The sequence below is a fragment of the Actinoplanes sp. NPDC026619 genome (genome assembly GCF_040638295.1).
Taxonomy (GTDB): Bacteria; Actinomycetota; Actinomycetes; order Mycobacteriales; family Micromonosporaceae; genus Actinoplanes.
Window position 1 is genome coordinate 52793 of sequence record NZ_JBEZYA010000018.1, and the last position, 23235, is coordinate 76027.

The window sequence follows — 23235 nt, forward strand, 5'->3', positions numbered from 1 at the left end:
CTTTTTATGAAACGGAGGAGGCGAGGAAGATCTCTCCGGCCTCGGCGGCGGGGACCGGGCGGGAGAAGTAGTAGCCCTGCGCGAAGTGGCAGCCCATCTCGCGGAGCGCGGCGAGCTGGCCGAACTCCTCGATGCCCTCGGCCACGGTGGCCATGCCGAGGCTCTTGCCGAGCTGCACGATGGTGTCGGCCAGCGCGGTGTCGTCGGTGAGGGCGCCGAGCCGCTCCACGAACGAACGGTCGATCTTGAGGGTGTCGACCGGGAAGCGGCGCAGGTAGGCCAGCGACGAGTAGCCGGTGCCGAAGTCGTCGATGGCGAGGGTGACGCCGAGCGCCTTGAGGCGTACGAGCTGCTCCAGGTTGTCGTCGGTGTCGGTCATCAGCACGCTCTCGGTCATCTCGAGGCACAGCTGGCCGGCCGGCATGCCGGTCTCCGCGAGGATCCCGGCCACCACCTCGACCAGGTCGGCCCGGTCGAACTGGCGCACCGACACGTTGACGGCCATCTTGACCGGGCGCCCGCCGGACTGCCGGGTCCACTCGACGGCCTGCCGGCACGCCTCTTCGAGGACCCAGCGGCCCAGCGGCACGATCAGGCCGGTGGCCTCGGCGATCGGGATGAACTCCGCCGGTGGGATCAGGCCGCGGGCCGGGTGGTGCCAGCGGGCCAGCGCCTCGAAGCCGATCACCTCGCTGGTGACCAGGTCCACGGTGGGCTGGTAGTGCAGCTCCAGCTGGCCGCGGTCGAGGGCGGCCCGCAGGTCGGCCTCCAGCTCCAGCCGCGCGACCAGGCCGGCCAGCATGTCCGGGTGGTAGGCGGCGTAGCAGCCACCACCGGCCGACTTGGCCTTGTACATGGCCAGGTCGGCGTTGCGCATGAGCTGCTCGGCGCCGTCGCCCTCGGGCTCGCCCAGCACGCTGGCCGCGGCCAGGCCGATGCTGGCCTGCACGTGGATGCCCCGGGAGTCGCCGGCGAACGGCTGCTCCAGCACCTCCACGATGCGCCGGGCCACCTGCTCGGCGTCGTCGGCGTTCAGCGACGCCTGGATCAGCACGGCGAACTCGTCGCCGCCGAAGCGGGCCACCACGTCGTCCTCGCGCACCGAGGTGCGCAGCCGGTCGGCGACCTGCACCAGCAGCTGGTCCCCGGTCAGGTGGCCGAGGCTGTCGTTGACCTCCTTGAACCCGTCGAGGTCGAGGAAGAGCACGGTGACGTCGTCGTCGGCGCCGCGGTTCCGCAGCGCCTCGGCGACCCGGTCGCGGAACAGCGCCCGGTTGGCGAGCTGGGTGAGCGCGTCGTGGTACGCCTCGTGGACGAGCTGGTCCTGGAGTTCCTTGCGTTCGCTGATGTCGCGGGCGTTGAGCACGAGACCGGCGACGCTCGGGTCGGAGAGCAGGTTGGTGATGGTCACCTCGGCCTGCCGGATCCGGCCGTCGCGGTGCGGCACCGGCAGTTCCAGCACGGTCGTCGCGTACGGGCGGCCGGAGACCTGACGCAGTGCCTGGGCCAGCCGCATGCTCGACTCGGCGTCCATCAGCTTCGTCAGCCGGCGGCCGGTCAGCAGCCGGGCCGGATAGCCGAAGACCCGCTGCACCGATTCGCTCTGGTAGAGCACGTCGGCCTCCGGGCTGACCACCGTGACCACGTCGGAGCTGTGCTGCACGAGCGCGTGGAAGCGCTGCTCGCTGGCGAACAGTTCGGCGGTCCGGTCGGCGACCCGGGTCTCCAGGTTGCGGGTGAGGTTGCGGTTCTCCCGGAGCGTGAGCAGCTGGCGGCCGATGATCAGCAGGATCAGCGCCGACCGGGTGTAGGCCACGAACAGGCTGCTGTGCCCGGTCCTGGTGTACCAGAAGACCGTGGTGAACAGGGCCGCGAGCACCGCCACGTAGGGCAGCAGGATGCCGATCGGCTGGTTGCTCTCGGCCGGGTCGGCGCCGTCGTGCCGGGGTGGCAGTGGCCGCATGGCCGCGAGCAGGATCAGCGCGAAGCCGGCGAACCAGCCGATGTCGAGCACGTCGCCGGACCGGTACGACCTGGTCAGGCTGAGGTACGCGTAGCAGATGTCGGAGACGGCGAACGCGCCGACGCCGCCCGCGATCAGCACCAGCGAGCCGAACACCCGCCCGTGCCGGCGCTGCTGGGCGAGCATGTACAGCACGATCGTGATGATCACGACGTCGCCGAGCGGGTAGGCGAGACCGGTGTAGAGCGCGAACGACGCGTCCATCCCCCCGCCGAGCACCGGCGCGACCACGAAGATCCAGGCGATCAGGACCAGTGAGGTCGCCACCATCAGGCCGTCGAGGACGCTGCGCAGCCGGTTGGCCAGGGCCTGCTGGGCGCTGGGCAGGACGAGCAGGCCGGCCGAGGTGAGCACGACCATGCCGACGTAGCCGATCGTGGAGGCGAGCGGGAACTGCGGCGGGCCGTCCCGGAAGGCCTCGACGTACATCCCGGTGCCCTGGCCGATTCCCCAGCTGAGCATGCCCAGGCCGATCAGGATCCAGCCGGCCCGGGTCCGGCCGGAGTGCAGTCCGGCGCACACCAGACCGGCGACGGCGGCCGAGAAGGCGGCGTAGCAGAGCCCGAAGCCGGAGATGGCCTGCGACATCCGGGGGCCACCGACACCGGTGCTGAGCAGCACGGCGAAGAGAACGAAGGCGACGCCCACGGCGATGCACAACCGTGCCCACCGGGCCGGCGTGAGCGGGGCCTTGACCCGCGCTTCGGTGGCAGCCATCAGACGTGTCTCCGGTCCGGTGGTGGCCGTCCCGAGATGGACGGCTGTACCGGAGATCGGGATCACGGCCGGTGGCCTGAGGAAATTCCGGGACCAAGGCTGTGTCCTCGGGTGCAAATCGGTTGCAAGGCCATTGACTTGTGTCACTGGCTTACGACAACGTTGTCAACGGTTGATCACCCCTGTAACGGGAGGTTTCGATGACCGCATTCGTATCGGCAGCGTTGCTGGCGGCGACCATGGCGCTGGCCCCGGTTACCGGGGCCGGCGCAGACGAGATAACGGTCAATCCGTTCGTCGGCACCGAGAACTTCGGCAACACCTTCCCCGGCGCCAGCGCGCCGTTCGGGATGGTGCAGGTCAGTCCGGACACCGGCGGCCAGGGCGGTTACGACTACCGGCAGAACACGATCTACGGCTTCAGTCAGACGCATCTCTCCGGCGTCGGCTGCGGAGTGGCCGGCGAGCTGCCGATCATGCCGACCACCGGCGCGATCAGCACCGATCCGGCGGCCTACCGCTCGACCTACTCGCACGACGACGAACAGGCCGCGCCGGGCTACTACCGGGTCGGCCTCAGCCGCTACGACATCGGCGCCGAGCTGACCGCGACCGCGCGCAGCGGCTGGCAGCGCTACACGTTCCCGGCCACCGGGGCGGCGAACGTCCTGTTCAACACCGGTAAGGCCAACCAGTCGGTGTTCGACTCGGAGATCCACGTGGTGGGGGACCGGACGGTCGAGGGCCGCGTGCACGCCGGCAACTTCTGCGCCGGCAAGGACGACCACACGATCTTCTTCACCGCCTCGTTCGACCGCCCGTTCGCGGCGTTCGGCACCTGGCGGGGCTCGACCGCGACGGCGGGCGCCCGGGATGCCGCCGGGTCGGGCGGGAACGGCGCCTATGTCACGTTCGACGCGGCCGACGATCGGGACGTCGTGGTCAAGGTGGGGCTGTCCTACACCGGCGTGGCCGGCGCCCGGGCCAACCTCGCCGCCGAGACCGGCGACGGCTACGACTTCGACCAGGTGCGTGATTCGCTGCGCGCTACCTGGGCGGCCACTCTCGACAAGATCAAAATAGGCGGCGGTACGGCGGAGCGGCGCGAAGCGTTCTACACGGCGCTCTACCACTCGCTGCTGCACCCGAACCTGGCCGGCGACGTGGACGGGTCGTACGTCGGGTTCGACCGGGCCGTGCACCACGCCGACGGCTATACGCCGTACCAGAACTTCTCGCTCTGGGACACCTACCGGCCGCAGAACCAGCTGCTCGAACTGCTCACGCCGGACGTCGCCCGGAATGTCGCGCTGTCGGTGCTCGCGATCGGGCGGGACGGCGGCTGGCTGCCACGGTGGGCGCTGGCCAACAGCGAAACCAACATCATGACCGGTGATCCGGTCACCCCGTTCCTGGTCGAGGCGTGGTCGAAGGGCCTGCTGAAAGGCCACGAGCAGGAGGCGTACGCGTTGCTGCGGGCGAACGCGCTGAGCGAGCCGCCTTTGAATTCGCCCTACAACGGGCGCACCGGCGTCTCTTACTACTCGTCCCGTGGCTACATCCCGTCCGGGCTTCGCCTCGGCACGGACTGCGCGGCCAAGGGCGGCGACAACGACTGCCAGCACCCGGCGTCCGCGACTCTGGAGTATTCGGCGGCCGACGCGGCGCTGTCCCTGATGGCTTCCGGGCTCGGCCGCACCGCCGACGCGCGCCTGTTCGCCGGGCGCGGCCAGTGGTACCGCAACCTGTGGGACTCCTCGATCGGGCAGTTCCGGCCGCGGACCGTCGACGGCACCTGGCTGACCCCGTACGACCCGGTGGCGGCGGACGAGCAGTTCCACGAGGGCGGCGCGTATCAGTATCAATGGCTGGTGCCGCAGGACCCGGCCGGTCTGGTGCGGCTGATGGGCGGGCGGCCGGCCACCGCGGCGCGACTTGACGACTTCTTCGCCTACCCCAAGCTGCTCACCGACTCGGCCGGCACCGCCCGCACCGACTGGATCGCCAGCCCCTACGACTATTACGCCAAGCGCACCTACAACCCGAACAACGAACCGGACCTGCTCGCGCCGTACATGTATCACTGGGCCGGCGAACCGGCCAAGACCGCGACCGTGGTGCGGGCCGCGATGACCCTGTTCACCACCGGCCCGGACGGGATGACCGGCAACGACGACCTCGGCACGATGAGCGCCTGGTACGTCTTCTCCTCGCTCGGCCTCTATCCGACCATGAGCGGGGCCAACTTCCTGGCGGTGTCGAGCCCGCAGTTCCCGTCCGCGGTCGTCGACGTGGCCGGACACCCGCTGACCATCACGGCACCCGGCGCGTCCGACACCCACCGTTACATCCAGCGGGTCAAGGTCGGCGGGCGCTCCCTGGAGAAGAACTGGATCCCCTGGTCGGCGATCGGGAGCGGCGGGACGATCACGCACACCCTCGGTGACACGCCGTCGCGCTGGGGCACCGCGGTCACCGACCAGCCGCCGTCGGTCAACCAGGCCCCGGCGGACGGGCGGACCCACATCGACGCCGCGATCCGGCCGTCGAGCGCCGCGCTCGCGCCGGGCGGCAGTGTGACGCTGACCGTCGACATCGTCGGCCAGTCACCGGGAGTGTTGCGTCCGCGGGTCACGGCCGAAGTGCCGGCAGGGTGGACCGTTTCGGTGCGGCAGCCGCGGCCTCTGATCTCTCATAAGCTGCCGGTTTCCGGCGAGGCGGCGGTAACGGTCACGGCTCCGGCGGGGGCGGCCCTCGCCTCGTACCCTCTCTCGGTGCAGGTGACCGGCGCCGAGCCGGTGGAAACGACGGCGAGCTTGGTCGTCAGTGAGCCGTTGACCTGTGCTTTCGTGGCGGATGAGCAATGCGCTGTCGATCTTGGACCGCTGCTGGGCCGGGATGGCACCGCGACCGTGGCCTCGCCCGCCGAGGGTAACTTCGACGGCGGGGGCTGGAGTTTCGACGCCGACCTGATGCCCGCGGCCGGCCCGGTGACCTGGGGCGGCGTGTCATATGCCGCACCTGACCCGCGCGGGACCGCACCGAACTTCGCGCCGGCGACCGGGCAGTCGCTGCTGGTGCCGTCGGGGTTCGGCGCCGTCCATCTGGTCATGACCAGCCACAACGGGCCCGTCGGCGGCGGGCTCACGGTCGGTTATACCGATGGCAGTTACGCCGCGGTGCCGATCGACATCGCCGACTGGTGCGGCAGCCCGACCGCCGGCACGACCACGTTGCTGGCCATGGACCACCGGATCAAGGCTGGTCAGGGCGTCGACGGGCCGCCGGTCAGCCTGTTCGGCGTGACGGTTCCGGCGGCCGCGGGAAAGCAGGTGCGTTCGCTCACGCTCCCCGCGGCCTCCGGCCTTTACCTGTACGCGGTGACGCTCGGCTGAATTACTGGCTCCAGCCGTAGAGACGCTCGACATGGATGCGGACGACCAGGCGGCCGTCCGCCACCATGGCCCGCCGGTAGTCGGCCCAGTCGGGGTGCTCCTTGCCGGCGATCAGGCGGTAGACCTCGATCAGCTCCTCGACGGTGGCGTCGTCCTCGGCCCAGGAGGGTGCGGTCAACTCGGCCGTGCCCTCCGCGACCGCGTAGCCCCAGCCGCCCTGCGCGGTCACCTTGATGCTCACCCGCGGGTCACGGCGCAGGTTGTGCACCTTGGCCAGCGCAGTGCGCGTGGAGAACCGGATCACCCGGTCGGCGGCGGTGTAGTTGATGTCGGACAGCTGCGGCCGCCCGTCCTTCTTGATCGTCGCCACGGTGCCGAGATCTCCGGCGACGATCACACCCCACAGTTGCTCTTCGGACATGACCCGAATCTAGCCCTCTTCACCAGATCCGGATTCGTGCATTCCCGGCGCTGAGAGCGTTGACCGGGCCGGCTGGGTAGTCGGTGCCGGGCTGCTTGCGGTCGCCGGTCAGGTCGGTGTCGATGACGGCCGGCGTGCCGTCCGGCTCCTCGAAATCAGCGTCGGCGAAGCGCACCCGGGGCAGGTCACGGCCGCCGATCAGGCCGATCCGGGCTCCGAAGCCTTCGGGCAGATCGGTTTCCAGCCAGACCTCGTCGCCCTCGCGGGTGATCGTCGCGGTCCCCTCACCGAGGACGAGCGGGTTCTCCTCGCCGGCGAACGGGACCGCGCCGGCCGCGAAGACGTTGCCGCGTGCCCAGACCGGCTGCTGCACGTCGAGGAACTTCCCGTGGTCGCCGGGGCCCTTGGCCTCGACCCGCTCGAGGTATTCCTCGAACGAGGCCGGGAAGCCGTCGTAGCCGGCCAGGCCGTGGAGCGCCGGCGCCTCGCCGTCGCCGCCCTGGCCGTACGCCTGGGAGACGTCGCCGCCGAGGAAGATGTTGCCGAGGTAGCGGTCGTCGCCGCCCCAGATCACCGCGTAGCCGGCGACCTGCGTGGAGTGCGGCCGGTGGTAGGGCGTGGCCCGGTCGGGCACGGCCTCGAGGCGCACGGTGCCGGCGAACAGGTTGCCGACGAACGCGCCGCCCTGGCTGAACGACTCGAACGACGCCTTCGACCCGAACACGTTGTGATCGACCAGGTAAGGGCCGTGGCTGACCTCGATGAACAGGTCGCGGCTGTTGGAGTGGTAGATGTTGCGGCTGATCCGGGTGCCCTGCGTCTGCCAGTCCAGCCAGGTGCCGAGCGTGCAGTCGTGGATGTTGTTGTGCCGGATGACGACGTCGATCGCGGCGTGCAGCTTGATGCCGCCGATCTCGTATCCGTAGTACTCGCGCTTGACCGCGATGTTGTAGATGTGGTTGTCCTCGATGGTGGAGAACACGCAGCCCAGGTGGCCGACGACGCCGTTCTGCCCGCAGTCGTGGATGGTGTTGCGGCGGATGATGTGCGAGCCGATGTGCTCCTTGTCCCAGCCGAGCTCGCGCGCGACGAAGACCGACTCGAGCTGGTATTGGTAGCCCGGCTTGTCGCCGCGTACGGTCGCGTAGTTGTGGCCGGTCGAGGCCTCCTTGCCGATGGAGATCGCCGAGCACTTCGCGTCGTGGATGTCGTTGTCCTCGATGATCCAGCCCTTGGCCCAGTTCGGGCCGATCAGGCCGGGCTGGTCGGCGGTCGGCGGCGTCCACGGGCTGGCCGCCTGGGCGAGCTCGAAGCCGCGCACCGTGATGTAGTCGAGGTGGTTCGCCTCGGGGTAGAACACCGACCGGCGCACGTTGATCTCGGTGTTTTCCGCATTCGGGTCGGCGCCCTGGAAGTTCGCCCAGATCGTGGTGGTGTCCGCGCCGACCTCGGCGTACCAGACCAGGGCGGTCTGCTCGAGGTTGTGGGCCGGGACCGTGACGGCGGTCCAGTCGTCGACCACCTCCGGTCGTGGTGTGGCCGAGGCGACCTCGTCGCGGCTGCCGACCTCGTAGAAGCTGAGGCCGTTGAGGTAGACGTCGCCGAGGTGTTTGTGCGGGGCGCCGTCGCGGTAGACGATCCAGTCGCCGGCGATCTCCTCGGCGTACGGGTTGAAGTCGCCGAACAGCGCGTTCGAGATGGTGTTTTTCCAAACCGCGCCGTCCGGCACCCAGCCGGTGATTCGCTCGGAGCCCTTGATCACCACGTGCTCGCCCTCGGCGGCGGTGTAGGTGATGCGGCGGGTGTCGCTGAGGCCACCGCGGCGGGGCTTCACCCATTCCCGATATTCGCCCGCGTGCACGATCACGGTATCGCCGGGCTGGGCGAGGGCGGCGGCGCGGTTGATGGTCCGGAACGGCTGCTTCGGCGACCCGTCCGCGGTGTCGTCGCCGGTGGTCGCGACGTGGAGTTCGGAAGTCATCTTTTCCTCCTACTTGCTGAAGCCGGCCGTCAGGCCGCTGAGCAGTTGTCGGCGTCCGATCGCGTAGAGCAGCACGATCGGGATGGTGGTCAGCGTGACCGAGGCGGCGATGGCCGGCGTGTTCACGCCGAACTGGCCTTGGAAGTTGACCAGGGCGAGCGGGATGGTGCGTTGGTCGGGGCTCTGGGTCAGCACGAGCGGGAGCAGGAAGCCGTTCCAGATGCCGAGCGCGTTGTAGATGGTCACGGTGACCAGTGCGGGGCGGGTGAGCGGGAAGGCGAGCCGCCAGAGGGTGCCCCAGTCGACCCCGAAACCGGCGCCGAGCCCGAAGTTCGGGTCGAGCAGCGCGGGAGCGGGCTGGATTGATCACGTTGAACTCCGTACTCCGAAGGGCTCGGCGCGCCGGTGTTAACGTAAGATTTCGAAAACTGGACTGTCAAGGGTTCGAAAACTTTCGAATACCTTAGACCTGAGCGGTCGACTTGCGGACGACCAACTCGGTGGCCAGCTCGACCCGCGGCGACACGAGCACCTCGCCGGCGATCATGCGCAGCAGGCGGCGCATCGCGACCCGGCCCATCTCGTCGAACGGCTGGCGCACCGTGGTCAGCGGCGGGGCCGACCATCGCGCCGACGCGGTGTCGTCGAAGCCGACGATGCTGAGATCCTCGGGAACGCGCAGGCCCAGGGTGCGGGCGGCCTCGATGGCGCCGAACGCCTGCGGATCGTTCGAGGCGAACAGCGCGGTCGGCCGGGGCTCTTTGCCGAGAAGAAACAGCGCCGCGCCGAAGCCGGCCTCGAAGTTGAACCCGGCCGCCGCCATCAGTGCCGGATCGCTGGTCAGGCCCCGCTGCGACAGCGCCGCGTGGTAGCCGTGCAGGCGGGCGATCGCGACCATCGCCTGCGGCGGCCCCTCGATGAACCCGATCCGGCGATGCCCCAGGTCAAGCAGGTGGCTGGTGGCGGCCATGCCGCCGTTGAAGTTGGTGGCGCCGACACTCGGCACCTCGGGCGCCGGCAGATTGACCGGGTCGATCGTCACCACCGGGATGCGCTGCTCGGCGAAGTGCTGCCACTGCTGAGTGTTGATCTCCGACGTGACCAGGATCAGCCCTTCCCGGCGCGCGGCCGCCATCCGCCGGGCCCACGCCGCCCCGAGCGGGTCATCGGGCGCGACGTCGACGACGACATGGAAATCCTCGGCCGACGCGGCCTCGGTCGCGCCGCGGATGATCTCGAGGTTGTTCGGGCTCTCCAGAGCATCAAAGACCAGATCAATCGTGCGTACGGCGTGCTGACTGCCCCCGGCCCCGCGCGCCACATAGCCGTGCCGGACGAGCAGAGCCTCCACCCGGGCCCGAGTCTCCGGGGCGACGTCGGTGCGCCCGTTGACCACCTTGGACACGGTGGGAACCGAGACGCCCGCCTCCTGCGCGACTGCTGCCAGGGTGGCCCGCTGCACCGACATCGCCACAGGTTACCGCCACTTTGCGAAAACTTTCGAGCCGCGGCCGGGGCAGACGGTGGAGATCTTCTGGGCGCAGCCGCGCGAGTCCGGCGACTCCGGCTACGAGGTCATCCTCATCTTCCAGCCCGACGAGGTGACCGCCCAGCTGATCCGCCAGCACGTCTTCACCTGGGAGATCACCGAGCGCCGTCGCGAGGCCGAGGCCTCCTGACGATCGCCGGCCGGTCAGCTCGGCTCGCCCCAGGTGGACAGGCAGAACGCGTGACCGGCCGGGTCGGCGAGCACCGTGCAGTGGTCGTCGTTCGGCTGGAAGTCGTATTTGGTCGCGCCCAGCTCGAGCGCCCGCTTCTCGGTTCCGGCCCGATCGGTGACGTAGAAGTCCAGGTGCATCTGGATCGAGGCGGCCGGGTCCGGCCACACCGGCGGCTGATATCCGGGCGTGCCCTGGAAGGCGATCTCTCCGTCATCCGCGCGGATCAGGGCCCAATGCGGTTGCCGCATCACCACGACGCCGCCGGTGAGCGCCGCGTAGAAGTCGGCGAGCGCACCCGGATCGGCGCAGTCGACCGTGGTGCCGCTGTACCGGATGCTGGGCGTCGCATCTTCGTCGAAGCCGGCGGCCAGCAGCGCGTCGAGCCGCTGGTGAGCCGCCTCGATGTCCGGGAGGTCGAAGTCCGAGCGGCCGTCGACGCGCGAGCGGCCGTTCCCCAGGTCGGTGAACGTGCGGGTCTCCAGGGACACGCGACCGTCGGATTCGACCGTCCGCACGATCCGCTGGTTCGGCGTGACCTCGTGGAACACGCCGTGGAAGGAGCGGCCGTCCGGCGTGGTGTACCGCCACCGGCCGCCGGCCCGTGCCGCGAACTGGTCGATCTGTGGTCCGATCCACCGTGCTGTCAGGGCGCTCCGCGTGTGTGCCGCGAACACGGATTCGGCCGGTGCCGCGAACTCGCGGCTGAACGTGTTGCTCATGTCTGCTCCTCGACTCGGGCTTGCACGCATAGGACTGGCCCGGTGGGGCAGAATCATCGGTCGTGGAGTTCTCCGCTGTCATCGCTCCGCTGCGTGACGAGATGCACGCGCATTGCTATCGCATGCTCGGCTCGTCACACGATGCCGACGACGCGGTGCAGGAGGCGATGGTCCGCGCCTGGCGTGGACTGGCGTCGGTGCGCACGCCGGCCGCGACGCGCTCGTGGATGTACGCGGTCACCACCCGGGTCTGTCTCGACGCCATTCAGCGACGCGGTCGCCGGGCGCTTCCCGCCGATCTCGGCCCGGCCAGCCCGCTCGCCGTGACCGCCGATGCGCCGGACACCGAGGTGGCGTGGCTGACGCCGTACTCGAGCGGGCCCAGTGCGCGCTATGAGCTGCGGGAGGCCGTCGAGCTGGCGTTCGTCGCCGCGCTGCAGCACCTGCCGGGCAATCAGCGCGCCGCGTTGCTGCTGGTGGAGGTGCTCGGTTTCGCGCCGGCCGAGGTCGCCACCATGATGGCCACGACACCTGCCTCGGTGAACAGCGCCCTGCAGCGCGCGCGGGCCGCGTCGCTGCCACGCCCGGCCGGGCCGCTGGACGAGCAATCACGAGCTCTCGCCGGCCGCTTTGCCGACGCGCTCCAGCGCGGTGACGCGAACGCGCTGGTCGCGATGCTGACCGAGGACGTCACCTGGTCGATGCCGCCGCTGCGGGGCTGGTACTCGGGGTTGCCGGCGGTGCGCGATTTCGTGGAGCGGGTGCCGCTGGGTTCGTGCGGCCGGTGGCAGCATCTGGCGACGACGGCGAACGCCCAGCCGGCCATGGCGTCGTACCTCTGCGCGCCCGGCTCGGACGTCTTCGACGCCTGGGCGATCGACGTGCTGACGGTGCGGGACAACCGGATCGCCGCGATCACGTCGTTCATCGGGGCCGGGCATTTCGCCGCGTTCGGCCTGCCGGGCGTCTATCCGTCCGAACTCGAGGCCGCCGTTCCGTAAGCCCGGGAAAATCGGGTGCGCCACCGCCCTGTGGCGCCCGCACTTCTGACGTTTCCTTCGGCTGCGCCCATCCGAACCGTGCTTTCCGCGGCCGAGATCAAACCCGACTTCCTGGTGTACGAGGTGGGCGCCGGCCGCGGCCGTCTCACCACCGCCCTGCTGAACACCGGCGCCCGGGTGATCGCGTACGAGGTGGATCCGGCCCTCGCGGCCGCGCTGCCCCGGCACCCCCGGCTCACGGTGGAGGGCGACTTCCTGGCCGCCGCTCCGCCCGGCGAGCCCTTCGCGGTCGTCGGGAACATCCCGTACGCGCTGACCGCGGCGGTCGTCGGCTGGTGTCTCGCGGCCGGCTCGCTGACCACCGCCACGCTGTTCACGCAATGGGAGTACGCCCGTAAACGAACCGGCGACTACGGGCGCTGGAGCCGGCTCACGATCGCCACCTGGCCGATGATCAGCTGGCGGCTCGCCGGGCGGATCCCGCGGGCGCCTTCCGGCCGGTCCCGCGAGTCGACGGCGGCGTCCTGCAGTTGGTTCGGCGGACCGCGCCGCTGGTGCCGGCGAGCGTGATGCCCGCGTACCGGCGCATGGTGGATGTCGGGTTTCAGGGCCGCGGCGGGTCGTTGCAGGCCTCGCTCGAATACCGCTACCGCGGCGTCCCGAGTGCGTTCCGCGCCGCCCGGATCGCACCGGGTTGCCCGGTCGGCGAGGTGTGGCCGGAGCAATGGCTGACCGTGTTCCGCCTGCTGAATCGCGTGCGGAACGCGTGGTGAGCCGCCGGCCGGGCTGGCGGGGCCCGGCCGGCGGTTGATCAGGTCAGAGCTTGGCGCATTGACCCAGGCGGATGCCCGATCCGGCGTTCTTCAGGCCGTTGTTCACCGGCGCGGGATTGTTGCCCGTGCAGGTGAGCGAGCCGTTGATGGTGTTGCCGGCCACGATCGTCGAGCCGTGGCCGGAGGTCAGCGTGACCAGGCCGCGGATCGTGTTGTGTTCCAGGGAGACCGGGCCGGAGCCCGTCGCCGTGATGATGCCGCCAACCGTGGTGTTCAGCAGCGACAGCGTGCCCGCGCCCGTTGCCGTCACGGCCGCCTTCAGGGTGGCGCCGTTGGCGTAGAGCGACGCGCCCTTCGTCACCGTGACCAGGCCGGTCACGGTGGCGCCGGGGGCCAGGCAGGTGACGCCCGACTTGATGGTCAGGGCGCCGCTCACCTGGTCGGCGATGGTGGTGGTGCAGGCCGGGGCCGGCTGGCCGAGCAGTTCGACTTCAGCCAGAGAACCGTTCAGTTCGAGCGCGTAGTACTTGTACCGGCCTGGGTTGGCGATCTTGAACGGTCGCGTCTGGAGACGCCAGTCGAACGTCTGCGCGGTTCGGCTGTCGATCGTGGTCCAGGTGGTGCCGTCGTACGAACCCTTCAAGGTCCATGCGGCCGGGTCGGTTCCGGTGGTGTCGGCCGAGGTGAGCGTGTAGAAGGTGGCCTGCTCGCCGGCCGACGCGAAGGTGTAGGTGAAACTGCCGTTCACCGCCGCGCGAGACGAAGACGTGTCGTCGACCAGCGCCGGGATCGACGCCGTGCCCTTGCCGGGGCCGGTCAGGTCACGCAGCGGCGAGGCCGGCGCGGAACCGGTGGTCAGCGACGGCGGCGGGGAGTCGGCGCCCCACGACGACGGCTGCGAGCCCATGTCGAAGTCGAGCGTCGCCCCGCCGGCCAGCAGCGAGTGCGGCAACGACGTACTCGCATAGGCCTTGCCGTTGACCTTGAGCCCTTGGATGTAGACGTTCTTAGCGGAATTCGACGGTGCGTTGATGACGATCTTCTTGCCGTTCTCCAGATTGACCGTGGCCTTGGTGAAGAGCGGCGAACCGATCGCGTACGACGGGCTGCCCATCTGCAGCGGGTAGAAGCCGAGGGCCGAGAAGATCTGCCAGCCGGACATCTCGCCGTTGTCCTCGTCGCCGGGGTAGCCCTGGCCGATCTCGCTGCCCAGGTAGAGCCGCGAGGTCGCCTCCCGGACGAGAGCCTGCGTCTTCGACGGCTGACCGGCAAAGTCGTACATGTACGGGATGTGGTGCGAGGGCTGGTTGCTGAAGCCCCACTGGCCCATGCGTACGTCGCGGGCCTCGAGCATCTCGTGGATGGTGCCGCCGTAGGAGCCGGGGAAGCCGGCCGTCTCCGGGGTGGCGAAGAACTGGTCGAGCTTGTCGGCCAGCCCGGCCTTGCCGCCGTAGAGGTTGGCCAGGCCCTGACCGTCCTGCGGCACGTGGAACGCCATGTTCCAGCCGTCGGTCTCGGTGTAGTCGTAACCCCAGACCCGCGGGTCGTAGTCGTCGGCTGAGGAGCGCCAGCGGCCGCTCGAGTCCTTGCCCTGGAAGAACCCGACACTCGGGTCGAACATGTTGACGTAGTTCATCGCCCGGTTGCGGAAGTACTCCGCGTCCTCGGTCTTGCCGAGCGCCGCCGCCATGTTCGCGATGCCGAAGTCGTTGATGTAGCCGTCCATCGCCCACGACATCGCCTCGCCGGTGGCGTCAGTCGGTGTGTAGCCCTTGAAGATCGACGACGCGAGTCCCTTGCGCCCGACGTTCTGGTTGGGCGGCGAGACCGTCGCGTTCTTCACCGCCGCCTGATAGGCCGCCTCAACATCAAAACCCTTGATGCCCTTGAGGTACGCGTCGGCAAAGGCCACATCGGAGCTGGTGCCGACCATCAGGTTCGCGTAGCCGGGGGAGGACCAGCGGGAGATCCAGCCACCGTCCTGGTACTGCTGCACGAACCCGTTGACCATCTCACCGGCGTCACTGGGGGTGAGCAGCGAGTAGGCCGGCCACGTGGTGCGATACGTGTCCCAGAACCCGTTGTTGACGAACACCTTGCCGTCCTTGACCGGCGCGCCGGTCTCGGTCGGGGTGCTGGCCGGCGAGGTGACGGCCGACTGAACGGTGTGCTGGTAGACCGGCGTCTCGGAGGTGCCGGTGTTCTCGTAGGCCGAGTTCGGGTAGAGGAACAGCCGGTACAGGTTGGAGTAGAGCGTCGTGAGCTGGTCCGCCGACGCGCCCTCGACCTCGATCGTGTGCATCTTGGCGTCCCACGCGTCCAGCGCCTTCTGCTTTACGGATTCGAGCGACTCGCTCGCTCCGACCTCGAGCTCGAGGTTGTGCTTGGCCTGGGCGACGCTGATCAGCGAGGTGGCGATCCGCAGGTTCACGGTCTTGGTCGCGAACTTGAGGTAGCCGGTGGACGGCCGGTTGCCGGTCGCCAGCATGCCGCTCGCGGTGATCGGGGCGTCGACCGTGGCGTACACGAAAAGCCTGGTGAATCCGGCCGAGAGGCTGCCGCTGTTCACGTCCGACCAGCCGGCGAACGCCTGGTTCGCGGCGTCGATGGTGAGCCCGGCGCTGCCGTTGACGTTGTCGAGGATCAGGTTGCCGCCGTCGCCGGGGAACGTGAACTTCATCAGCGCCGCGTGATCGGTCGGGGCCAGCTCGGTCTTCAGCCCGTTGTCGAAGCCGACGCCGTAGTAGTAGGGCTTGGCGACCTCGTTGTCGTGGCTGAAGCTCAGCGCGCGATTTGTCCGGTTGGCGTCCGGCACCCCGGCCGCCGTCGACGGCATGACCTGGAACGTCTGCCGGTCACCCATCCATGGCGACGGTTCGTGACTGGCCGAGAACGCCTGGATGGCCGGCCGGTTCGCCGCGTTGTTCTGCCGCGACCACTGGTAGAGCCAGCTGGTCGAGCCGGCGTCGGTCACCGGGGTCCAGAAGTTGAAACCGTGCGGCACCGCGGTGGCCGGGAAGTTGTTGCCCCGGGAGAAGTCGCCCGACGACTGCGTTCCGCGACGCGTGTCGGCGTACTCGGCCAGGTGGGTCTTGGGGGTCGCGGCCGTGACGTTCGCGATCGAGATGTCGTCGAACCAGGCCCGGAAGCTGGTGGGCCCGCTCGGCTTGTCGTAACCGACCAGGATGCGGTCGATGGTCTTGCCCGCCGCGACCGTGCCGATCCGCGCGGTCCGCTGGTTCCACTGCGCGGTGTAGAGGGTCTTGGACGCACCCTGCGCGGCCGGGCTGAGCACAATGCCGTGCTGGTCGGTCGCCTTCAGATCCGACAGATAGGTCCCGTCGGTGAAGGCCAGGTCAACCGCGGTGTAGGTGGCCGGATTACTCAGATCGGCGCGATTGAACTCGGGAAAGACCAGGTAGGAGAGCTCGGTCTGATCGGTCACGCTCAGATCGACATCAAAGACTTTGCTGTACGCATACCCGCGCCCGGCCACCGTGTGCCGCCCGGCCAGCTGGAACGCCTTGAGTCCCGAATAACCGGCGTTCGCCTTCGCGGCCGGCGCGCTGGCCGGACCGTTGCCGACCCGGCTCTGCGCCGGCCCCTCCTGCGGGGGAGTGGTGTTCGCGTCGGCCAGCTCGAGGCCGGCGAGCTGGGTGAGGTTGCCCGACGGATGCGCGGTGACGGTGAGCCGATAGATCGCCCAGCTCCCCGGCGTCGCCACGTCGTAGGTGTTGGTGGTGAACCGGTCGGCGAACGTCTGGCCCGACCGGGTGTCCACGGTCGTCCAGTCCGTGCCGTCGGCCGAGCCCTGCAGCGTCCAGTCCTGCGGATCCCGCTCCGGCGCGTCGTTCGCGCTGGTCAGCGCGTATTTCACGACGGTCGCGGGCGCGTCCAGGGTGTACTGCGCCCAGCTCGGCGACGTGTCGACCAGCCACTTGGTGGCTTCGTCGCCGTCGTTGAGGTTGTTGCCGTTCTCGTTCGAGTTCGGCTGGGCGTTCACCGCGACCGCGGTGACGTGTGACCGCAGGCTGCCGGGCATACCGGCAGTGATGTCGCCGTCGACCCCGCTCGCCCGCTCGACCGTGTCGGTCCAGTCCGGCTGGGGATCGCTCGTCTCGAACGACGACGCGAACCCCTCCGCCGGGGCGGCCCGTGCCGGACTGCCGATCATCATGGCTCCCACTAGGCTGCTCGCTGCCAGTGTCGCGACTATCCATTGTGGTCGGCGCATCCGTGCTCCTCCGCTCGTACCCGTAACCTCCGCGACACATCGTTACTGGTAGATCTATAAATGGGCAAGACTCTTTCGAACAGAATCGCGCATGATTGACATCGATGTCATCTCCGGCCTTGCACGCCCTGCGGGCCTGGCATATGGTTCGGGACGGACGGATCGGGCATTTCCCGGCTATGTTGGATTGTGTGCGTTTATCGATGCTGCCTGAGTGGCTTTCCGGGTGGTGCCGGGAACATCTCGGCGCGCCGCCCGCCACCGTGCTGCACTCGTCCGTCCACATGTCCGAGGTGTTCGGCCTGCGGTTGATCGACGGCCGCGACGTCGCCGTGAAGGCCCGCCCCGACCAGAACGGCCGCGAGGCCACCTGCGTCGAGGTGCAGCGGTTCCTGGCCGCGAACGGTTACCCGTGCGCCGCGCCGCTCACCGGGGTCACGGTCCGTGACGGCTGGGCCGTGCACGCCGAGGAGTGGCGCCCCGGCGGCCTGGTGCTCAGCGACCCCGGCCCCGGCACCGCGCGGCTCTACGCCGGCCCGCTCGCCGCGATGGTCAAGCTGGCCGCCGACATCGAGGTGGGCGGCGACGCGCCCGGCGCGGTCGAGCCCCCGCTGCCCAACCCCGAGTGGACCAGGTGGGACCACGAGGAGCCCGGCCCGTGGCCGCACATCGCCTACCTCTCCGGCCACGACCACGACGTGCCGGTGTTCGTGACCGAGGCGGCCCAGCGCATCCACGATCGACTGTCGGCCGTCTACCTTCCCCGGGTGCTCGGGCACGCCGACTGGGAGGCGCAAAACCTCCGCTGGCACGACGACCGCCCGTGGGCCGTGCACGACTGGGACAGCCTCGCCTGGCTCCCCGAGGCGGCCATCGCCGGCGCCGCGAGCGGCTCCTTCGCCAGCGCCGAGTCACCCACCCTCGCGCCGCTCGCCAGCTCCGAGGCGTTCCTCGAGGCGTACGCGGAGGCCCGCGGCCGCGCCTTCGACGACCAGGAGATCGAGGTCGCGTGGGCGGCGAGCCTGTGGCTGGCCCTGCACAACGCCCGCTCCGAAGCCCTGCACGGCAGTCGCCCGGTGGCCCTGACGGCCGTGGCCCAGCAGGCGGAGGAGCGGTTACGGCTGGCCGGCGCCTGATGGCAGTGCCGCGAACCAGCGCTCCACCTCGGCCGGCGTGCGCAGCAGCACCACCTCCGCCGGGAAGTCCGGGTCGGCGTGCCAGGCGCGCATGCGGGTCTGCTTGCGCTTGAACGACCGGAAGTGCCAGACCAGGATCGACTCCCGGTCGAGGAACGCGTTGCGCCAGGTCTCGTAGTTGCCGTTGCAGGTCGGCGTGCGCCGCGCGGTCTGCACGATCGTGCGCCGCAGCAGCCGCCCGAAGCTGCGCCACCGGGGCAGGTCGAGTCCGATGATCAGTTCCACCCGGGCGAGTGGGATGTCCGCCCACTTCCGGTAGGCCGAGTCGATCACCCAGGCGTCACCGGCGCAGATCTGCCGCACCCGGTCGCGCTGGATCTCGTCGCTGACCTGCACCCATCCCGGATCCCAAGTGAGGTCGTCGATCGCGTGATAGGTCAGCCCGAGCCGCTCGCCGAGCCGCCGGGCCAGAGTGGACTTGCCCGACCCGGTCACCCCGTAGACCAGAATCCGCCGCACCCCGCCACCACCTTCATCCCGGGACCAAACCGTCCTCGAACGCGATAATTACCAGCTGAACCCGATCCCGGACACCGAGTTTTGTGATGGCGCGGGTGATGTGGGTCTTCGCGGTCAAGGGGGGACGCGCACCGTCGGAGAACCCCAAGAAGGTCGACGACCAGCTACCGCGCACCACGCGTGGGCAAGGAAGGAAACCCAGATGGCATTACGCACGAACCTCCCAACGCTGACTCCGGTGAAGGTGGTCATCACCGCCACGCCTGGTGCGATCGGCGGGTCCATCACCGAGAAGACCTACTACACCGAGGTGGCCACCCCCGGCGAACACGTGGACGATCACGCGCCAGGACGGCCGGATCATCGACGTGCAGGCGGGCGACAAGACCGCTTAGCCTAAGGCCGGCATGGGCAGAATCGATTTGCGCAGCCGGGTACGTTGCTTAGCGTGAGGACGTGCACAGACTGCGACCTTGAGCTGGATGAAGCGGCCGACCCGGTGCCCTGTCCGGCGTGCGGCAGCACTCGGCAGACGGTGAGGGCGTTCGCCACCTGCGCTACGGGCGTGGGGATCGTGGACGCTGCCTATGTGGCAATCGGTTACGGGGCCGTCCGGCCGTGGGTCGAGCGCTGGCAGGACCTGGAAGACGCCAAGCAGCAGGTTGAGGTGGTCTGCCAAGTTGGCACCGACATCAGCCCTGATCGAGCACGCCGGGCCTTCTTGATGTTCTTCCGACTCTGCCGGGAGGCGGCCGACCACATCGAGGACGAGACCGGCCTACCGGCCCAGGCGCACGTCCATGCTGACCCAGCACTGCGCATTTGTGACGCGCTCGCGCAGACCACGAAGCACCGCACCAGGGACAAGAAGCCGGGCACTAAGGACCCGGACCCGATGACGGCTCGGATCAGCCAAGTCGAGAGCACCCCGAACGGGGAGCGTGTCACCATCGCTTGGAACACGTGGCACGGGCTAACCGGCACCGAGGACGCGCTAGCGCTCGCCCGGCGGTGCGCGCTCGCTTGGCAGCGGTTCTTCCAGCTCCACGGCTTGAACCCAGCCGCCTAACGACTCCTGGCGTAGGCTTGCGGCACCTCCTTTAGGGTGGTTCGTTACCGGCGCCTTGTGGCGAGCCCATGTCCTTCAGGCCCAGCTTCTTGGCGTGGGTGCTGAGGCGGTTGCGGTGGCGTTCATGGCTGGTCCCTTCGTTTGGAGCGGGTCTCTCCCGCCCGCTCACCAACGAAGCTGCGCCAATAAGTTGGAATGTATGTACATTTTACCTCCCAGGCCGGCGAAGTTGCTGGCGATGTGGGGGCCTGCCAGTCGTCGAGGTCTGGGAGTCTTTCCGGCAAGTGGAAAGTTCCTGCTCACGATCTTCAGCACCCACCAGATCAGGCGCAGCATCCAGATAGCGATGAGGACGCCAGCCGTTGCGGGTTCATCCGCGAGTCCACGCGATGAAGCGGTCGTGAGCGTTGCGGAACTGCTCCTCGGTGGCGTCGTGAGCGAAGTCCTCCAGGAACCCCCACATCAGCATCCCGAGGTAGGTGCGCTGGGCTTCGGCTCGCATCGCAGCCTTGGCGGGCTCGCAGGGCCACTCGGCTCCGCAGGCCCGGCAGTTCCAGTCGGGGCGGCTGGCAGTGTGCTCCGGATCGAGCGGGGTGTTGCCCCGGCTGAAGCCTCGGTAGCTTGCGAGTGGCGGCAGCGTCTCTTCGGGCATCTGCGACCTCCTCAGATCTGCCGTCGGCCGACGGCAGATCTAGAAGAAGACCGGGTTGCACGCAGCCGACGCTCAAGGCACGGCCACGGCAGCCCGCAGACGCAACGGGCGCGGCGGAACAGGCTCCACGATCGCTTTTGGTGCACGGCGTCCTCCAGTCGGTTGATTGCGACTGAGGGCGACGCTAAGTCCATTACGACCGGGAGCGATTACCGCCGGTAATCCGGCGTGATCAGGCGACTCCGATACGTGAGGCCAGCTCGCGTAGCTGGTTTCCACCAGCGTTGGCCTGTGCTCGCCGCAGCATGGTGCCCACCGACTCCCGCGCAGCGGGCGATCGACGGGTGCGCTGCGGCGCGGTGCGCTCGGCGCGGATGAAGCTGGCGACCGCCTCTGCGTCGTTCCGGCGGGTCTGTGCGAGGCCGCGCCCGTAGTCGATGAAGTACGCGGCCTTGCGGGTGTCAGAGTCGATCCGGTCCGGCTCTACGCGGCGCGCGATCTCACGGACTCGTCCGCCTTCACCGGTGGCTACCGCGATCGACGTTTCCCAGAAGGCCACGTTGGTCGGTCCGAACTGCATCGTGGCAAACCCGCCCTCCCCGGTCCGCTCCGCCAGACGCCGTGCCTCGCTGAGGTGGGTAGCCGTTTCGGGTGCATCCTCGGCCGTCGCAGCGGAGAACGCGGCCGACAGGTGGAGCATCCCCGCAACCTGGAGCGCTTCGCTGGACTCCGGCCCGTCGGCCAGCCGGTCAGCCGCCTCGACGGCCAGCCGCCGGGTGATCGGTTTGCTCTCGGCGGGCAGCGTGACCAGCCTTACGTAATCGGCCACCCCGCGCCACACCGGCTCATCCAGCTCGACGGCTGCCGCGTGTCCGAGGTCGGCCGCGATCATCGCCAGGTCCCCGCAGCTGAGGTGCCGCAAGGTAGAGGTGGCACAGTGCATCGCCTCGACCAGCAGCCGGAGCGCGGCACGCTGCGTCTGCTCGTCGCCGGTCGTCGCGAGCCCGTGGAGGTCGGTCAGCAGCTCCGGCATAAGCAAACTGAGCTGGTCGTATCGAGCGGCCTTCCAGGTTGGCGCCAATCCGGCGACCACCGCGCTGACCTCCGCCAGCGTCCGGCGTGGCTCCACCGCCTCATGCAGCCGTGCGACGTTGAGCGCGGCGCGAATCGCGGGCACCGTCGCCTCCGCCGCGTTGAGCTCGGGCGATTCCGGGCCTGGGAGGTCGACCAGTTCAGAGACCGAGACCTGGAGGGCACCGGCGAGGCGGATCAACGTGGAGCGCTTGTCGATCTCCTTGAGGCCGGCCTCGATCTGCGAGACGTAGCCCTGGGTCATGCCGGCTAGCCCGGCCAGCGTCCGCTGGCTCAGGCCGCGCTTGAGCCGCCAGTACCGGACGCGAGCGCCCGTGAAGTCCTCGGCCATGCGGATCACCTCCGGTGGTCTAGCTTCCGACGGTACGGGGTCGAGCGGTGATCGCCTACCCAAAGGCACGCCGATCGGTCCCACAACGACCGTCTATCCAGGTGGTTCGTCCCTAGCGCGTCCACCCCATAATGGGTCGGTTGTCCAGTAAGAGGAGGCGGGGGCTAGGTGCTGCTCTTCGTTATCGGTGTCCTGGTCTCGGTGCCGGTGTCAGTCTTCGCAAACGTGATGACTCCTCGCTGGCAGGCTTTCTGGTCGAACCGCAGTGAACGCTCGCGCAAAGCGAGTAAGGAGAGATCAGAGGCTGAGAAGCGACTCGTGGAGTGGCTCGCAGTTCACCCAGCGGAGATGCAAGCGATCTTCACGGCGGCCGTCGGCCGTGCCGTTCGGGACGTTGGAACAGGCATTCTCGGAACCGTACTTTTTACGTCGGTTTTTCCGCAGTTGGTTAGCCTCTCGACGAATCTATGGACACTTGCCGCTACTGGCGTCTTTTTCTTGGTCATGACCGTTGGCTCATTGGCCTATTTCTTCACCGGCGGGCGTGCCATGTTCCGCGTCCGGACGATCACCAAGGCAGTCGCTGCCGAAGAAGCGTGGCCCATTGATCTCGATACGTTGACATGGAAAGGCGAGCCCAGATCGGTGGAGGACCTGCCGAAGAATTCCTCCCTTCTAGACCCTTCCTAGAGTTCGCTTCTCCTTGTGTCCATCAGGATCACGTCCGGCCGGAGCTGCCGCGCGGTGCGCACCGCCTCGTCGCCGGTGGACGCCTCGCCGACCACCACGATCTCCCGGTCCCGGCGCAGCAGGCTGCGAAAATCGGCCCGGACCAGGTGCTGGTCGTCGGCGAGGAGAACGGAGATGGTCATCGGCGGCCCTATCCGGCGGCGATCGGGATGGTCGCCTGTACGGCAAACCCGGTCTTGCCCGGACCGGCCGTGAGCGCGCCGCCCAGCGCGGCCACCCGCTCCGCATGCCGGAGATTCCGTGCCCGTCGGCCGGCGCCCCGCGCCGCTGCCGTCGTCCTGCACGTCGACCACCACGCCTGCCCGCGTACCTCCTGGACCAGCCGCAGCGACCCCTTCGCCTCGGCCTGGCGGCGGCGTGAGTCCTGTTCGATGCGGCGGCCGACCTCGTCCCGCCAGCGCAGGGTATTGCGGTAGGCGGCGCCGGCCAGGGCGGCGGCCACCCAAAGGATCTCGCCGCCGACGTGGGCCATGGACCAGTCGACTCCGTGGTTGCGGTCGGCGAAGGCGTCCCAGCCGAACCCGTACATCAGCCCGCTCCCGGCCGTGATGATCGCGGCCCGCAGCCGGCCGCGCAGCGCGAGCGACGTCAGGCCGGCCGTGGCCGGCCACACACAGCCGGAACCGATCAACCCGGCCGTGTCGAGGTCACCCGCGTCTACATCGTTCGGTGTAGTTCGATCCCGTCGCTCATCCCGATAA

At 69.1% G+C, this 23235-nt stretch carries 18 protein-coding genes and 2 pseudogenes; 7 read left to right on the forward strand and 13 right to left on the reverse strand.

Going from position 1 to position 23235, the window contains the following annotated elements:
- Positions 1–4: 4 nt before the first annotated feature.
- Positions 5–2740 (reverse strand): EAL domain-containing protein, encoded by a 2736-nt coding sequence (locus AB0E90_RS33090; protein ID WP_360414802.1) that lies wholly within the window; start codon positions 2738–2740, stop codon positions 5–7.
- A gap of 200 nt (positions 2741–2940) precedes the next feature.
- Between AB0E90_RS33090 and AB0E90_RS33095 the strand changes: the two genes are divergently transcribed.
- On the forward strand, positions 2941–6135 hold the full coding sequence (locus AB0E90_RS33095) for a GH92 family glycosyl hydrolase (protein ID WP_360414805.1): 3195 nt from the start codon (positions 2941–2943) through the stop codon (positions 6133–6135).
- 1 nt (position 6136) lies between these two features.
- On the opposite strand, the gene AB0E90_RS33100 is transcribed toward AB0E90_RS33095, so the two are convergent.
- The 4 genes from AB0E90_RS33100 to AB0E90_RS33115 all read right to left on the reverse strand — a co-directional run bounded on the left by AB0E90_RS33100 (position 6137) and on the right by AB0E90_RS33115 (position 10005).
- Positions 6137–6556, reverse strand: coding sequence for a PPOX class F420-dependent oxidoreductase (locus AB0E90_RS33100; RefSeq protein WP_360414807.1), 420 nt, complete (start codon positions 6554–6556; stop codon positions 6137–6139).
- Between the two features lie 19 nt (positions 6557–6575).
- Positions 6576–8537 carry a right-handed parallel beta-helix repeat-containing protein gene (locus tag AB0E90_RS33105; RefSeq protein WP_360414809.1) on the reverse strand — a complete coding sequence of 654 codons (1962 nt, stop codon included), beginning with the start codon at positions 8535–8537 and terminating at the stop codon, positions 6576–6578.
- Between the two features lie 9 nt (positions 8538–8546).
- Complete coding sequence (locus tag AB0E90_RS33110) at positions 8547–8900, reverse strand: ABC transporter permease subunit (RefSeq protein WP_360415107.1); 354 nt, start codon at positions 8898–8900, stop codon at positions 8547–8549.
- Positions 8901–9000: 100 nt separating this feature from the next.
- Positions 9001–10005 carry a substrate-binding domain-containing protein gene (locus AB0E90_RS33115; RefSeq protein ID WP_360414811.1) on the reverse strand — a complete coding sequence of 335 codons (1005 nt, stop codon included), beginning with the start codon at positions 10003–10005 and terminating at the stop codon, positions 9001–9003.
- 55 nt (positions 10006–10060) lie between these two features.
- Between AB0E90_RS33115 and AB0E90_RS33120 the strand changes: the two genes are divergently transcribed.
- Positions 10061–10216: a hypothetical protein gene (locus tag AB0E90_RS33120; protein ID WP_360414813.1), complete on the forward strand. Its 156-nt coding sequence runs from the start codon at positions 10061–10063 to the stop codon at positions 10214–10216.
- Positions 10217–10230: 14 nt separating this feature from the next.
- Here the strand turns inward: AB0E90_RS33120 and AB0E90_RS33125 are convergent, their stop codons facing one another.
- Positions 10231–10977 carry a VOC family protein gene (locus AB0E90_RS33125; RefSeq protein WP_360414815.1) on the reverse strand — a complete coding sequence of 249 codons (747 nt, stop codon included), beginning with the start codon at positions 10975–10977 and terminating at the stop codon, positions 10231–10233.
- A 62-nt stretch (positions 10978–11039) separates the two neighbouring features.
- On the opposite strand from AB0E90_RS33125, the gene AB0E90_RS33130 reads away from it, so the two are divergent.
- Together AB0E90_RS33130 and AB0E90_RS33135 are read left to right on the forward strand one after the other, a co-directional pair.
- Positions 11040–11978, forward strand: coding sequence for an RNA polymerase subunit sigma-70 (locus AB0E90_RS33130; protein ID WP_360414817.1), 939 nt, complete (start codon positions 11040–11042; stop codon positions 11976–11978).
- A gap of 102 nt (positions 11979–12080) precedes the next feature.
- Positions 12081–12751, forward strand: a pseudogene (locus AB0E90_RS33135) (rRNA adenine N(6)-methyltransferase family protein); the annotation flags it as partial.
- A 43-nt stretch (positions 12752–12794) separates the two neighbouring features.
- Here the strand turns inward: AB0E90_RS33135 and AB0E90_RS33140 are convergent.
- On the reverse strand, positions 12795–16985 hold the full coding sequence (locus AB0E90_RS33140; RefSeq protein ID WP_360414819.1) for a GH92 family glycosyl hydrolase: 4191 nt from the start codon (positions 16983–16985) through the stop codon (positions 12795–12797).
- A 203-nt stretch (positions 16986–17188) separates the two neighbouring features.
- On the opposite strand from AB0E90_RS33140, the gene AB0E90_RS33145 reads away from it, so the two are divergent.
- A complete protein-coding gene (locus AB0E90_RS33145) occupies positions 17189–18121 on the forward strand; it encodes a hypothetical protein (protein ID WP_360414821.1) in 933 nt (310 codons plus the stop codon).
- On the opposite strand, the gene AB0E90_RS33150 is transcribed toward AB0E90_RS33145, so the two are convergent.
- Both AB0E90_RS33150 and AB0E90_RS33155 read right to left on the reverse strand, forming a co-directional pair.
- Positions 18101–18640 carry an AAA family ATPase gene (locus tag AB0E90_RS33150; RefSeq protein WP_360414823.1) on the reverse strand — a complete coding sequence of 180 codons (540 nt, stop codon included), beginning with the start codon at positions 18638–18640 and terminating at the stop codon, positions 18101–18103. The genes AB0E90_RS33145 and AB0E90_RS33150 overlap by 21 nt on opposite strands.
- 13 nt (positions 18641–18653) lie before the next feature.
- Positions 18654–18761: pseudogene (locus AB0E90_RS33155) on the reverse strand (DNA-binding response regulator); the annotation flags it as partial.
- Positions 18762–19205: 444 nt separating this feature from the next.
- Between AB0E90_RS33155 and AB0E90_RS33160 the strand changes: the two are divergent.
- Positions 19206–19709, forward strand: a complete 504-nt coding sequence (locus AB0E90_RS33160; protein WP_360414825.1) for a hypothetical protein — start codon at positions 19206–19208, stop codon at positions 19707–19709.
- Between the two features lie 370 nt (positions 19710–20079).
- Here AB0E90_RS33160 and AB0E90_RS33165 read toward each other — a convergent pair whose 3' ends face one another.
- Together AB0E90_RS33165 and AB0E90_RS33170 are read right to left on the reverse strand one after the other, a co-directional pair.
- The gene (locus tag AB0E90_RS33165; protein ID WP_360414827.1) at positions 20080–20361 is read right to left on the reverse strand and encodes a flavin reductase; all 282 of its coding nucleotides are present in this window, start codon (positions 20359–20361) and stop codon (positions 20080–20082) included.
- A 232-nt stretch (positions 20362–20593) separates the two neighbouring features.
- On the reverse strand, positions 20594–21784 hold the full coding sequence (locus tag AB0E90_RS33170) for a helix-turn-helix transcriptional regulator (RefSeq protein WP_360414829.1): 1191 nt from the start codon (positions 21782–21784) through the stop codon (positions 20594–20596).
- Between the two features lie 168 nt (positions 21785–21952).
- Between AB0E90_RS33170 and AB0E90_RS33175 the strand changes: the two genes are divergently transcribed.
- Positions 21953–22474, forward strand: coding sequence for a hypothetical protein (locus tag AB0E90_RS33175; RefSeq protein ID WP_360414831.1), 522 nt, complete (start codon positions 21953–21955; stop codon positions 22472–22474).
- Here AB0E90_RS33175 and AB0E90_RS33180 read toward each other — a convergent pair.
- Positions 22471–22656, reverse strand: a complete 186-nt coding sequence (locus tag AB0E90_RS33180) for a response regulator (protein WP_360414833.1) — start codon at positions 22654–22656, stop codon at positions 22471–22473. The two genes, AB0E90_RS33175 and AB0E90_RS33180, sit on opposite strands and share 4 nt — an antisense overlap.
- A gap of 8 nt (positions 22657–22664) precedes the next feature.
- Positions 22665–23147 carry a hypothetical protein gene (locus AB0E90_RS33185; protein WP_360414835.1) on the reverse strand — a complete coding sequence of 161 codons (483 nt, stop codon included), beginning with the start codon at positions 23145–23147 and terminating at the stop codon, positions 22665–22667.
- Positions 23148–23235: the final 88 nt, after the last annotated feature.